10 protein-coding genes are annotated in these 12,220 nt (G+C 67.5%); 5 read left to right on the top strand and 5 right to left on the bottom strand.

Translation table 11 applies throughout. From position 1 onward, the window contains the following. Nucleotides 1–36: 36 nt before the first annotated feature. Together KEG57_RS14470 and KEG57_RS14465 are read right to left on the bottom strand one after the other, a co-directional pair. Nucleotides 37–2,841: a YncE family protein gene (locus KEG57_RS14470; RefSeq protein WP_272420370.1), complete on the bottom strand. Its 2,805-nt coding sequence runs from the start codon at nt 2,839–2,841 to the stop codon at nt 37–39. Between the two features lie 345 nt (nt 2,842–3,186). Then, nucleotides 3,187–4,959 carry a vWA domain-containing protein gene (locus tag KEG57_RS14465; protein WP_272420369.1) on the bottom strand — a complete coding sequence of 591 codons (1,773 nt, stop codon included), beginning with the start codon at nt 4,957–4,959 and terminating at the stop codon, nt 3,187–3,189. A gap of 97 nt (nt 4,960–5,056) precedes the next feature. On the opposite strand from KEG57_RS14465, the gene KEG57_RS14460 reads away from it, so the two are divergent. Continuing rightward, nucleotides 5,057–5,830 carry a MerR family transcriptional regulator gene (locus tag KEG57_RS14460; protein WP_272420368.1) on the top strand — a complete coding sequence of 258 codons (774 nt, stop codon included), beginning with the start codon at nt 5,057–5,059 and terminating at the stop codon, nt 5,828–5,830. A gap of 70 nt (nt 5,831–5,900) precedes the next feature. Next, complete coding sequence (locus tag KEG57_RS14455) at nt 5,901–6,893, top strand: tetratricopeptide repeat protein (protein WP_272420367.1); 993 nt, start codon at nt 5,901–5,903, stop codon at nt 6,891–6,893. A gap of 4 nt (nt 6,894–6,897) precedes the next feature. On the opposite strand, the gene KEG57_RS14450 is transcribed toward KEG57_RS14455, so the two are convergent. Continuing rightward, on the bottom strand, nt 6,898–7,458 hold the full coding sequence (locus tag KEG57_RS14450; protein WP_272420366.1) for a pyridoxamine 5'-phosphate oxidase family protein: 561 nt from the start codon (nt 7,456–7,458) through the stop codon (nt 6,898–6,900). 48 nt (nt 7,459–7,506) lie between these two features. Here KEG57_RS14450 and KEG57_RS14445 point away from each other — a divergent pair, with 48 nt between their 5' ends. Then, nucleotides 7,507–8,295 carry a class I SAM-dependent methyltransferase gene (locus tag KEG57_RS14445; protein WP_272420365.1) on the top strand — a complete coding sequence of 263 codons (789 nt, stop codon included), beginning with the start codon at nt 7,507–7,509 and terminating at the stop codon, nt 8,293–8,295. A 60-nt stretch (nt 8,296–8,355) separates the two neighbouring features. Further along, entirely contained in the window at nt 8,356–9,414 is a 1,059-nt protein-coding gene (locus KEG57_RS14440; protein ID WP_272420364.1) for a hypothetical protein, read from the top strand. A 9-nt stretch (nt 9,415–9,423) separates the two neighbouring features. On the opposite strand, the gene KEG57_RS14435 is transcribed toward KEG57_RS14440, so the two are convergent. Continuing rightward, nucleotides 9,424–10,011, bottom strand: a complete 588-nt coding sequence (locus KEG57_RS14435) for a nuclear transport factor 2 family protein (protein ID WP_272420363.1) — start codon at nt 10,009–10,011, stop codon at nt 9,424–9,426. Between the two features lie 212 nt (nt 10,012–10,223). Between KEG57_RS14435 and KEG57_RS14430 the strand changes: the two genes are divergently transcribed. Further along, nucleotides 10,224–11,378, top strand: coding sequence for a PAS domain S-box protein (locus KEG57_RS14430; RefSeq protein WP_272420362.1), 1,155 nt, complete (start codon nt 10,224–10,226; stop codon nt 11,376–11,378). A 1-nt stretch (nt 11,379) separates the two neighbouring features. Here the strand turns inward: KEG57_RS14430 and KEG57_RS14425 are convergent, their stop codons facing one another. Beyond that, nucleotides 11,380–12,198: a hypothetical protein gene (locus tag KEG57_RS14425; protein WP_272420361.1), complete on the bottom strand. Its 819-nt coding sequence runs from the start codon at nt 12,196–12,198 to the stop codon at nt 11,380–11,382. Nucleotides 12,199–12,220: the final 22 nt, after the last annotated feature.

Raw genomic sequence — 12,220 nt, 5'->3', positions numbered from 1 at the left:
GTCGTGTCACACGAAACCCGCGCGGAGGTGCTGCATTCATTCGTCGCCGTCGCGGATGCCGTCTTCGTCGCGATCGATGCCGATGCGCTCGCCGGAGCCGGGCGGCACGGCGGTGAAGGTGAGCTCGGTGTGGAGGAGGTTCGCGACGAGCACCAGCATTGCCCGCGAGAGGGGGCCGAACGACTGCTTGCTCGATACGAACTGATTCGCGCCGATGTAGAGGAAGCCGATCTCCTCGAACCCGAATCGCATCTTCACCACGACGTCGCATTCACCTTCGTCTGCCCGCGCGAGGAGGAGGTCGACGCGGGGGCTCGCCGCCGCGCCGTTGTGGCTCGTCCACGTGACCTGCTGGCCGACGATCGGCGCGAGATTCGAATCGAACGCGAGGATGAACTGCTCGACCTGGCGGCGTTTGATATCGCCGTCGCCGCCGGGCCGGTCGTCGAACCCATTCGGGCTGAAGCCGCTCAGGAGGTCGAATCCCGGCGAGTGCATGAAGCGGAAGATCGTGTCCTCTGCGCCGTCGTTGAGGAAACCGAAGCCGCGGACCTGATCCCCCGTGATCTCGTTATGGCCGGGCAGGATCGACGGCACCGCCGGCATGCCGAACATCCCGACCTTCTGATAGAGGTTGCGCAGATGCGGGATCTTCATCGGCTGCGGGACCTCGTTGAGGATGTACTGGCCGTCCGTGCCAAAGAAACCCGGGAATGGTTCGCCGTACTGGGCATTCGCGTCCGGAGCGAGGCGATGGCAGTCCTCGCACGCGATGATGGCGGCGTCGGGCGTGAAGAAATGGTCGCGCCCGGCTTGCTGGTCCGGCGTGAGCGAGTTGTCGAGGCGCCGGACCGGGTTTGGCGGGTACATGATCTGGAGGGCGAAATCCGTGAATGCCTCCATGTCGTCAGCCGGGATGGGCTGCGTGCGCCCGAGGAGGCCGACGAATCCGCCCTGGAACGTCGCGAAGGCCCCGCGCTCGTCGAACGTGCCGGCGTTTGGCTGGACGCTCGGCTCGGCGTTGCCCATGGTGCGGTCGCCGCGCCAGTGCATGGGGCCGTGGTTCGCCATGCCGCGCAGGCTCTGCGTGGTCATGGGGCCCTTCAGCGAGTCGAGGTTGTCGAACGTCTGGAAAAACTCCGGCAAAACGAGGCGAACCGGCCCCGGCATGGGGGTCGTGGTCTCGTCCGGATTGCCGAGGTCCCAGGCGAGGCTGTCGAAATCGCCGAACACGTGGCAGCTCGCGCAAGACGACTCGCCGTTGCTGGAGCTGAACCGGGCGTCGTAGAGGTATTGCCGGCCCTCGGTGACGCTCGGGGGCTCGGGGTTGTACATCGGGACGCGCGCGATCACGGATTTCGTCGTCGGGTTCACGACGGCAATCTTGTTGTCGAAGCGCGTGAGCACGTAGAGTCGATTGCGCGTTTCGTCGAGCACGAGGCCCGTCGGCCCCACGGGCTCGCCGCCCTTGTCGAGGACGATGTGGGTCGACGCGTTCGGGAGGAAGGTATCGTTTTCGAGCTGCGCCGTGTCGAAGATGGCGATCTTGCTCGATCCGAGCGCCGCGACGTAGAGTTTCTGACCGTTCTGCGTGATGGCCATCCCGACCGGGGTCGCGAGGCTTTTTGCGTTCGTGGGGTTCGGGAGCGGCGCGACGGGCGCGTTGTAATCGATGTGCTTGTTGATGTGCCGCGGGGTCGCGGTGCCATTGCCGAGGACCGTGATCCGCGACTCGTGGAGGTGGCCACGCACGGTCGAGCCGGCGAACGTCCCCGGGCCCTCGAACCGCTGGAGGTTGTTTGCCTCGGTATTCGTGACGTAAACCTTCCCGCTGACCGGGTTGACGATCATGTTGAAGAGGATCGTCCCGACGCTGGAATAAAAGCCCGACGCGCCCGGGAGCTGGGCCGGCGGGTTCGCGGTGGCGTCGATGACGAATACGTCTTTGTCGGGGAGCGAGAAATTGACGGCCGCGTCCCAGGTATCGCCTTCGTAGTCGACCCAGTGCTCTCCGTCGTATTTGACGATGAGCGCGGTGGGCGGCTGCTCCACGCCGAGGGAGTCGGTCCTCGGAGCGGGCAGACCTCCGAGCTGGGCCACGAGGTCCCTGTGAATGGACGTCGTTCGATTGCCGGTGTGAAAGCCGGCGGCGTACACGCGCGACCCGTCCGGGCTCACCGCGAGCGCGCGCGGCGTGTCGGTGAACAAAGTGATGATGTTGAGGGAAGCGCCCCCGAGCGTGTTCGGACCGAGGTTCGTCGTATCGAAGACCCAAACGTCGGCCCGGCCGATGCCGGGGGTGGTGAGCTCGGGGTCAAAAGGAACGTTCTGACCGCGGTGGGCTGTCGTGATGAAGGCGCGGTTTTTGCCGGGACCGCCAAACACGATGTCGCGCGGCTCATCGCCGACGAGCAACGTACGCACGACGCGTGGCGCAAAGCCGGGCGTCACGTCGACCACGCTCACGCTATCGGAGAGATGATTGACGACCCACACCTCGCCATTGTTTCGCGCCGCGACTGCGACGGGCTCGAGGCCCACGGTGACGGAGCCGATGTGAACGAGGCCCAGGCTCGTGACGTGGAAAACCTCCAGACGATTGTCAGGGGTGTTGACCGCATAGAGCCTGTTTCCGTCAGGAGAAAGAGCGAGCGGTCGTACCTGACCACTCTCGAAGAGTGCAAAGGAGGAGGAGGCTTCGGCCGCCGCCGGCGCCGCGAGCGTCGCGAGGGCGGCCGCAAACCCAAGCGTCGTCCCGAAGCGGCGACGCAATTTCGGGGTCCGCGCCTCGTTCTCCTGTGAGTGTGAATGCCGTTCGCCCGGAGAGAGCTTCGTGGACATGGCGCCTCTTTCTCGATGGGGCGATCGAGCCGAGATCGCCGCATCGGCACAAAAGGAGGTCATTACGTTCGCCACCGGCGACCGTACGATCCGGGCACGAGTAAATTCTGAGCCCAAGTGTATCCTACAGAAATGGGTTCGCCTTTCAAGTGCAATTTGAGTCAATTGCATGAACGTCGAACTTTCGACGCATGTACGGCATCTTCGAGGCGAACCGGGGCGCACCGAGGCAATGCGCTCGTATCGGTATATTCTACTTGGGCTGAAACCCCGTCGGTAGGGGCTGGTATCGCGCGTGCACGGCTGAGGAAGGGAGGGAGGGGAGGGCGGCCTTTCGGCACCGCGTCATTTGACGCAGTCGCAGCAAAGGCCGTCCGCCACGCCGGAGAGCGCCTTGTCGAGGCCCGTGGCGTCGCTCGCCTGCAAGTAGAGGACCTCGCCATTCGGATCCGTGGCAACGAACCCGCCCGGCCCTTCCTGGCATCCCGCCGGGAATCCCTTGGCCGTCTGCCCCGCGCAGGCCATGTCGTTGAGGAACGCGGCGCCGACGCCGCCCGGCTGAATGGCGCCCTCCGCCGAGAAGCCGACCACGAACGTGCGGATCCCCGAAGCCGCAAGCTGCTGCACGATGGGCAACGGGCTCGGATCGGGGCAAGATTGGTCCCAGTCCGCGCCGTCGGTCACGAGGACGACGTATTGGTCGCGGCCGGGCGTGATGCTCTTGAGGAGATGGTCCGTGGCCGTGAAGAGGGCCTCACCCGTGGGCGTGCTGATGCAGATGCGGGTGGTGGCCGGATCGAGGTATTGCTGGATGGCGGCGCCGCTCCCGAGGGCCGGGGGCACGACGATCTCGCCGCTCTCGCAGAATGGATTCGTCGCCTGCTTCGCGTTCGTGACCCGCTCGGCGAGCGTGATGCAAGTCTCGCCACCCGGGTCGCGGGGCCAGAGCTCGAGGCCGTAGCGTGCGTGCGTGTCGCGGGGCGGGGCCACCATCTTCTCGATCGCGGTGACGGCCTGGTACCACTTGCTGCTCGGGTAATCGGGCCCGTCGGCGGGCGTATCGCCGTTCGGGGTCTTGTGCATCGTGAGCGTGCGGTCGAGGGCGATGAGGATTTCGGGGGGGTCACACGTATCGCCACAATTGCAGCAGAGCTTGCCGCCGATCGACTTGAGCGCGAGCGCGAGCTCGGTCGCATTGCCGGCCTTGAGGTAGAGCGACGTGCCCGTGGGATCGGTGGCCGTGAAGTTGCCATTGCCGTCATCGGTGCAGGGAGCCGGGAACCCCTTCGCGGTGCCGCCGGCGCAGGCCATGTTGTTGAGGAACTCGGCGCCGACGCCGCCGGGCTGAATGTCGCCGGTCGCCGAAAAGCCGACGATGTACGTTTTGATGCCCTTCTTCATGAGGGCCTGCGCGATGGGCAACGGATTCGGGTCGGGGCAGGACTGGTCCCAGTCCGCGCCGTCGGTCACGAGCACGACGTATTGCTCGCGTCCAGCGGCGGCGATTTCCTGGAGCTGCTGCTCGGCGGTGAGCAGCGCATTGCCCGTGGGCGTCGTCGTGCAGAGCGTGGTGGTGGCCGGATCGAGGAGCGCTTGAATGGCCGTGCCTTGATCGAGTCCCGGCGAGATCAGGACCTCGCCTTCCTGGCAGGTGGGGTTCGTCGCTTGCTTCGTATCGAGCACGCGCTCGGCGAGGGTGATGCAGGCGCCGCCGCCCGGGTCTTTGGGCCAGAGCTCGACGCCGAACCGAATGCCCTTGTCGAGGGGAGGCGCGACGAGCTGCTCGATGGCCGTGATGGCCTGGAACCATTTCGAGCTCTTGTAATCGGGCCCGTCGTTTGGTGTCCCGCCCTCCGGGGTCTTGTGCATCGTGAGCGTCCTGTCGAGCACGACGAGCACGTCGGGCGGATCGCAGACGGCGGGTTCTCCGCCGCCGGAGCCGCCGGCGGCGATGAATCCACCGACGCCGGGATCGGCGCCCGTGCCGCCGGAGCCGCCGGAGGCGGTGGCGTTCGAGGAGGCGCTGCCGGAGGAGCCACCATTGCCGCCACACGAAGCGGCGAGGGAGACGGCGAGGAGAGGGAGAGCGAGGGAGCCAAGAAGGATGCGGGAGATCATGGCAAATCGTACCTCGGCCCGTGGGGAGCCGACTACCCCTCCTTTTTCTCGAAGCCCCCTTGACCCTCACGTCGCGTGAGGGCCTAGAGTCCGGTTCGTGACTGCGGGAGAGCGTAAGGACAAGGGCACGAAGAAGCGCACGTGGAAGGTGGGAGAGCTGGCGAAGGCCACGGGGACGTCCGTCCGGACGCTCCACTGGTACGACGAGATTGGGCTCCTCTCGCCGTCCGACCATTCACGCGCGGGATACCGGCTTTACGGGGAGGGAGACGTGGCCCGGTTGCAGCAGATTTTATCGCTGAGGCAGCTCGGTCTGTCGCTCGACGAGATCCGGGATCTCCTCGCGCGGCCCGATGTCTCGCCGCTTTCCATCGTCCGCATGCACATCACGCGTTTGCAAGAACAAATGGAGCTCACCCGAAAGCTCCTCGGCCGCCTGGAGGGGCTCGCCTCCTGGCTCGCCGCGAACGAGCGCGTATCGGCCGACGAACTTTTGAAAACGATCGAGGTGATGAACATGTACGAGAAATACTACACGAAGGAGCAGCTCGCGGAGCTCGAGGCGCGGCGGCAGGCGTTCGGCGAGGAGGCGATGCAGGCCGTGCAAGCGGAATGGCCGGTGCTCATCGCGAAGGTCCGCGCGGAAATGGAGAAGGGCACGCCGCCCGAGGATCCGGCCGTGCAGGCGCTCGCAGGGCGCTGGGCGGAGCTCATCGAGATGTTCACCGGAGGAAACCCGGGCATTCGAAAGTCGCTCGAAAACCTCTACAAGAACGAGCCCGGCTTCGCGGCGCAGCAGGGGTATGACCCGGCGCTCTACGATTACGTGAACCGGGCGCAGGCTGCGCGAAAGGGAGGCGCGAAGAGCTAGGCCCGACAGACCCCCTTGTCCCGGCCGCGAGACCTGCCGTATCCTGACGCGCGTCCTCTCCGGCGCCGGCATGGACGATCTTGGTTTCTTCGAGCTCTTCGTGGGGGCCTGGCTCTTCGCCGGGTTCGTCGCGGTCGGGGCCACGGTGCTCGAGCGGGCCCCGAGGCCCCAGGTCGGCCCCCGATCGTGGTCGTCTTCGAGCCGCGCGCGGGCCCGCGCGCGGTCCTCCGCGTCGAGGCTCCTGCTCGAGGCCTCGGAGCGGAGCCTGCCCGCGGCGCTCGTGCAGGCCGAGACGGCGATGCAGCTCTATTACGAGGGCAGGATGGCCGAGGCCTGCCGCGTGGTCGACGACATCGCCGTATTCGAGGACCCAACCGGCGTGCTCGCCTTGCACGTCGTGAACATGCTCGTCTGCGTGGACGTGGCGGCCGGGCGGTATGAGCGGGCGCTCGCCCGTCGCGGGCCCTGGTCGCTCGCGCAGGACGACGCGATTCTATGCGTCAACGAGGCGGAGGCGCTGGCGAACCTCGGCCGCTGGGAGGAGTCGCTCGCCCACGTGCGGCGCGCCCTCGACGCGGAGGACGCGCTCGCCCGCACGGGCGCCGCCCTGCACGGCGCCTGGGTGCTCGGGGCGCGCGGGCGCGCCGAGGAGGCGCGCGCCTGGTTCGCCCTCGCGCGCGAGGCCGATCTCCCCCTCGATTTCCGGAGCGAATACCATTTCGCCGAGGCCTTCCTTTGCCTCGCCGAGGGGGACCCCGCGTCTGCGCGGCGCGCGGTCCTCCGCGGTGACGCGATCGCCAAACGCGCGTCGTCGCGGCGCAATGCGCTCTTTTTGCTCGGCCGCATCGACGCCCGCGAAGGGCGATTCGAGGAGGCGCTCGCGCGGTTCGAGGCGGGCGCGCGGCACGTGTTCCGTGGGCAGGGAGGCGATGGGCTGCTCGCCTGGGGAGATACGCTCGCGTCGCTCGGGCGGGCCGAGCGGGCGGCCGAGGCGTGGCGGCTCGTGATCAAAAGAGATCCCGAGTCCTACGCGGCGGCGCTCGCACGGGAGCGCCTTGGTTGAGCGATCAACCTGGTTTTCCGAAGTCGAGCCCCGGCAGCCCGTCGAGGCTCGTCGCGTTCTTTTTCTCCATGTATTCGCGCATCCCCTCCGGCCCTTTGTGTTCGGCCCAATCCGCGAGCTGGGTCCGTTCCGCGACAAACTCGTACAGGGGCACGCCGTACCCGCACGACGTCGCGATCCGCGTGGCCTCGACACGCAAAATCGCGCGTTCGCCGGGCCGCGGCGGTCCGAAGTGCTCGCGCAGGGCGGCGAATTGCGGATGGCTGGGCTCGAAGGCCTCGGCGCGGCCGTGAATGCGGAGGATCCGCGGCGGCCCATCGAATGCGCAGAAGAGCACCACGATGCGCCCGTTCTCGCGGGCGTGGGCGATCGTCTCGACGCCGCTCCCCGCGAAATCCAGGTATCCGAGCGTGCGCGGGCCGAGCACGCGCAGCGTATCGTGCCCCTTCGGCGAGAGGTTCACGAATCCGTCCCCGGCAAGCGGCGCCGTGGCGACGAAAAACATGTGTTGCCGCCCGATGAACTCGATGAGGTCCTCATCGAGACTGTCGTAGAGTTTTCCCACGGCCGACGAGGGTAGCAGACCCCGCGCGCTTCATGGTACGTATCGGCCATGGATCCCTCCGAAACCTGGCTCCGGAGCTGGCACGACCTTCGTCCCGGGGCCACGTCGCGCGCGTTCCTCCGCGGAAAACCCTCGACCTACGAATGGCTCGCCGGCCATGCGCGGCCGGGCGATCGCGTGCTCGATCTCGCGTGTGGCGACGGGGCGCTGCTCTCGTTGCTTCGATCCCGCGGCATCCAGGGCGCCGTGGGGATCGATATGAGCGAAGGCGAGCTCGCGGCGGCGCGTGCGCGCCTCGGGCCGGAGGCGACCCTCGTGCAGGGGCGAGCGCAGGCACTTCCATTCGAGGCTTCTTCCTTCGACCTCGTCACGTGCCACCTCGCGCTCATGTTGATGCGCCCCGTGGAGGAGGCCCTCGCCGAGGTGCGGCGCGTCTTGCGGCCCGGCGGCGCCTTCGCGGCCGTGGTGGGCGGCCGCATCGCGGCGCCGACCGAGGATGCGTGGACCATGCTCGTGCGTCGCCTCCGCGAGGAGCCCTTCGAGGGGCCGTCAATCGGTGACCTTCGGACCTACAGCGAAGAGGGGCTCCGGGAGCTGCTCCAGCCCTTCGTGAACGTGCGGATCGAGCCCATCCTCGTCGATTTGTCGGGCACGCCCGACGAGGTTCTCGCCTTGTTCCGAGAAACGTACGACGTCACTCGAATGGTGCCCGCCCGCGTGTCGGTCCTCGAAGAGGCCCTGCGCGTGGATTGGCAGGCCCTCCTGCGGCAGGACGGAACACTGCCCTGCGCGATGGGAACGAGGTGCGTCTCGGCCACGACGGAGGCTCCTCGATAACGAGATCCTTGCGCCCGCGTGAATGCGCGGGCACGCTCCCGCAACGCACGGTCATCCCCCTTGAGCCCTCCCGCACGCAGCCGGATTCCGCTCTCGCTGCTCGCCGCGCTCATCCTGCACGCGGCGGGGCTCCTCGTCGTGCGCGTCCTCCCGCCCCGCCCCCTCGAGCTCGCCACGATCGGGCATGCCTTCGAGCGATCCCCCGAGCTCTGGATCGACCTCCGTCCGACCGAGCCCGCCGCCTCGTCGCCCCCGCGCGGCGCCCTGGAAACGCCCCCGCCGGCCCCCGAGCCCGCGCCCCGCGTGGCGGTCCTGCCCCAACGCACGACGCCCGAGGGGGAGGAGCCCGAGCCCGTGCCGCCTGCGCCGGATGCCCCGCCCCCCTCGCTCCCCGCACCGTCCACGACCGGCCCCGCCGAGTACGACGGACCGCCAGGCGAACCCTCGCGCGCCGGCACGCTCGCCGGTCCGCCCGTCTGGGCGGTCCCGGGCGCCATGCCCCGCGAGGCCGCGCCGGCGCCCGCGCCCATTCGCCCCACAGCCCAGGGCGTCCTCGCGGGGAGTGCCGAGCAGGCGAAATTCCCCGCGGCCGGGACCCTCGCGTCGGCCGTCGCGGAACAAATCCGGTCGTCGAGCACGCCCCCCGAATCCGACAGCACCTTCCTCCTCACGCTCGACGCGCGCGGACAAATTGCCTCCGTCGAGGTCGTCGTGGCCAAGGGCGGCGATCGAAAAGAATGGGAGCGGATTGCGCGCGCGGTGAAAGAAAAATTCGCCGGACGGGTGTTTCCGATGCCGACTGCATACGCGGGCGGTGGGCGCGTCTTCGTCAGCACGAGGAGCCGCCTCACCATGCCCGACGGCACGGCGCACGGCATTCCGAATCCCAAGCCGGCCCTGGTCGGTGGCAACTCGAGCATCATCACGCTCCCCGGCGTGCGTGACGATCGATTGTCGAACCCCATGGCGAGCACGGACCTGCCCCCAGACGCCGTCATGATTGGCATCCGGTTCGATTTCGATGTCGCCAATATCGGAGCGAAGCGGCGGCGCGTCGTGCACACGCAGGTCCACGCCGAGCCCATCGGCGCGGCGCTCCCACCTCCCGCCGCGCCTTGACGGCGCTCTTCAGGGGGCGGGCGTACCGAGGTTCAGGAACGTAATGAGCTTCAGCGTGCGCTTCTTGATCTTCCAGGCGCCATTGACGCGGATGACCTCGTCCTCGTAGGTGCCATTGGCCACATCGATCGTGCCGTCCGCGAGGACGTGCGTCGCGTGCAGGTACGAGGTCATCGTGGCATCGTCGTCGTCGATGACGTTGATGCTGATGCTGCCCATCAGGTGCTGCGTCGACGTGTAGCCACTCGAAGTGAAGACGCCTTCGACGAAGTCGGCCCAGTCGTCCGTGCCGGTCGCGGTGCTGCTCGGCGGGCCATTGGTGGGGGTCCCCGGGAAGTAAACCGCGAGCTCCGCGTCGCTCGTGAAGCAGGTTGCGTACGTGTTCTTGCCGCCCTGCAAATCGCCTCGCCCGATCGCGTCGGTCCCGAGCGCGTAGCAGACCGGCAGCTTGGCGATTTCCAGCTCGGCGACGGCTTTCCACCCGTTCGTGGGATACGAGATGAAGCCTGTGAGCATCATGGCCGCCGCTCCGGCCGTCACGGTGAGAGCAGCTACCTTCGCGCGCCGCGATACGGATGCGAACGAGGTCTTGGTCATATGGGCCTCCTTAGGGACGCATGCCCCGAGTTTTCCCAATAACCCTATTTCCGTGCCCGACACAAGAGCTATTAAAGGAGAGCAAGCTTTCGCTTTGTTTGGCCGTCAAATGGTTGGCGTGCTTTCGTGCGACAGGCCGCGTCAATCCAGGCCATCTTTCGATACGCCTCGATTGACAACGGTTCTCCTCTCTGCGCAATGTCCATCGGCGCATGGGAACCGTCCGAGACGTACGCGCCCTCTCTTACGAGCGATTCTTCCAGACCTCCGGTGACATTCTCGCCGTGCTGGATCGGGAGGGGCGCTTCGTCCACGCCAACGAGGCATTCCGCGACGTGCTCGGGTACCTGGTGGAGACGCTCCTCGGGCAGTCTTTCGCCACGATCGTGCATCCCGACGACGCCGCCGAGGTGCGGGCCTTTCTCGAGGGCGACGGGGAGGGGGATACGACGCTCCGGGTCACGAAGCGGCTTTTGCATCGCGACCTCAGCACCCGGACGGTCGCCTTCGCGCTCCGGCGTGTGACCGAAGACGAGGCGTTTTATGTGACCGGGCGCGCGGTGAACGAGCAGGAGAGCGCGGAGGCGAGCCGAAGGCGCGAGGAGGTGCTGCAGAAGATGCAAGTGACGGCCCGGGTCGGCGGCTGGGAAGTCGATAATCGGACAGGAGACCTTTACTGGACCGAAGAGACCTACCGCATCCACGAGGTGCCCCCGGGGTTCCGGCCGATCCTCGAGACGGCCATCAATTTCTATACGCCCGAGGCGATTCCCATCATCACCGCCGCTGTGCAGGGATGCATGCGAGGCGAGGCGTATGACTTGGAACTGCAGATCCTCACAGCGAGGGGAAGACGTCTGTGGGTGCGCGCCTCGGGGCATCCGGTGTTCGAGGACGGCAAGGTGGTCCGGCTGATCGGGGCCTTCCAGGACATCGATGATTTCAAGCGCCGCGAGCTCGAGCTGCAGGAGAAGCTCGCGATCATCGAGGAGCAGCGCACGGCCATTCACGCAATGTCCGCGCCGATCATCCAGGTATGGGACGGCGTGCTCGCGCTCCCCGTGGTGGGGATGCTCGACGAGGCACGCGCCTCGGAGATCACCGGGCGTATGCTCTCCGCCGTGGTGGCGCACGCGGCGCGTTATGCGATCCTCGACCTGACCGGCGTGGAGAGCGTCGACGAGGCGACGGCCGATCACGTGGTGCGGATCATTCGCTCGATCCAGCTCCTCGGCGCGCAGAGCATCGTGACGGGCATCCGGCCGGCCGTGGCGCAAACCTTGATCTCGCTCGGAGCCGGGTTCGCCGGCGCGCGGACGGTCTCCAACCTCCGCGAGGCCATCAAGATTTGCATGCGCGGGAAGTGATTCAAACTTCGGTTCGAAGCAGCCACGCCTCGTAGGCGGGTACGCCGAGGCCCGCGAGCGACGGGAGGATCACCGTATCGATTCGACGGTGGAAGGCCTCACTGCGAGCGCGGGCGGGCGCGAGGCCGAGGTCGCCGCAGAGCGGGGCGCCTTCCTCATCGGAATCGGACGCGCCGTGTGCGCGATCGTAGTGGGCGAACGTCAGCGCTAGGTCGGCCGCCAGCCATTCCTGCTCGTCGTCCGTGAGCCGCGGCAGGACCAGGCGCGCGAGCGCCCAGCCGAATCGGTCATGCAGGATCTCGTCCCGGAGCAGGATCCGGAGCACCGCCTCGATACAGGGGTTTTTCGCGTGGGCCAAAAGGACCCGCAGAATGGCGACCGAGGCCGACTCGCCCACGCAGAACATCGACGTCGTCCAGCGCGCCACGAAGAGGTGCGCGGGCAGGTCGTTCCGGTGGAGGCGCAGATCGTTGGGCTTCAAAGTGATCCCCGCGTGCCCGCCGAGTCCGTCGGCGACGCGCGCGCAGAGCTCGGTGTGGCGGGCCTCGTCGGAGAGCAGGCGCGAGGCGGCGGTCGTCACTTCGAGGGGCAGGCCCACCTCGGCGAACCGCGCGATGAGCTCGCCGAATACGATCATGGACCGGTACTCGGCAACCGTCCGCGCCGCCCACGCGCTCCGGGCGAGCTCCACGTCCTCGGCGTCGAGATCATCGGCCCTCAAACGATCCCACGGCGGCACCTCGTAGCCGCGATCCAGCATGTGACGGTGGAGCGTGCCGAAGAGCCGCTCCGTCGTCCCGAGGGGAACCGGCGTTCGCATGGGGGGGGCCCGCGTTTGTCCG

It is taken from the genome of Polyangium jinanense, from assembly GCF_028435365.1.
The sequence above is the reverse complement of the archived record's forward strand: the minus strand, read 5'-3'. Positions and strand labels throughout refer to the sequence as shown.

Excerpts from the sequence above, each read along its gene's own strand:
- KEG57_RS14435 (WP_272420363.1), bottom strand. The coding sequence starts at position 10,011 with ATGACCAAGACCTCGTTCGCATCCGTATCGCGGCGCGCGAAGGTAGCT.
- KEG57_RS14465 (WP_272420369.1), bottom strand. The coding sequence starts at position 4,959 with ATGATCTCCCGCATCCTTCTTGGCTCCCTCGCTCTCCCTCTCCTCGCC.
- KEG57_RS14425 (WP_272420361.1), bottom strand. The coding sequence starts at position 12,198 with ATGCGAACGCCGGTTCCCCTCGGGACGACGGAGCGGCTCTTCGGCACG.
- KEG57_RS14470 (WP_272420370.1), bottom strand. The coding sequence starts at position 2,841 with ATGTCCACGAAGCTCTCTCCGGGCGAACGGCATTCACACTCACAGGAG.
- KEG57_RS14445 (WP_272420365.1), top strand. The coding sequence starts at position 7,507 with ATGGATCCCTCCGAAACCTGGCTCCGGAGCTGGCACGACCTTCGTCCC.
- KEG57_RS14430 (WP_272420362.1), top strand. The coding sequence starts at position 10,224 with ATGGGAACCGTCCGAGACGTACGCGCCCTCTCTTACGAGCGATTCTTC.
- KEG57_RS14455 (WP_272420367.1), top strand. The coding sequence starts at position 5,901 with ATGGACGATCTTGGTTTCTTCGAGCTCTTCGTGGGGGCCTGGCTCTTC.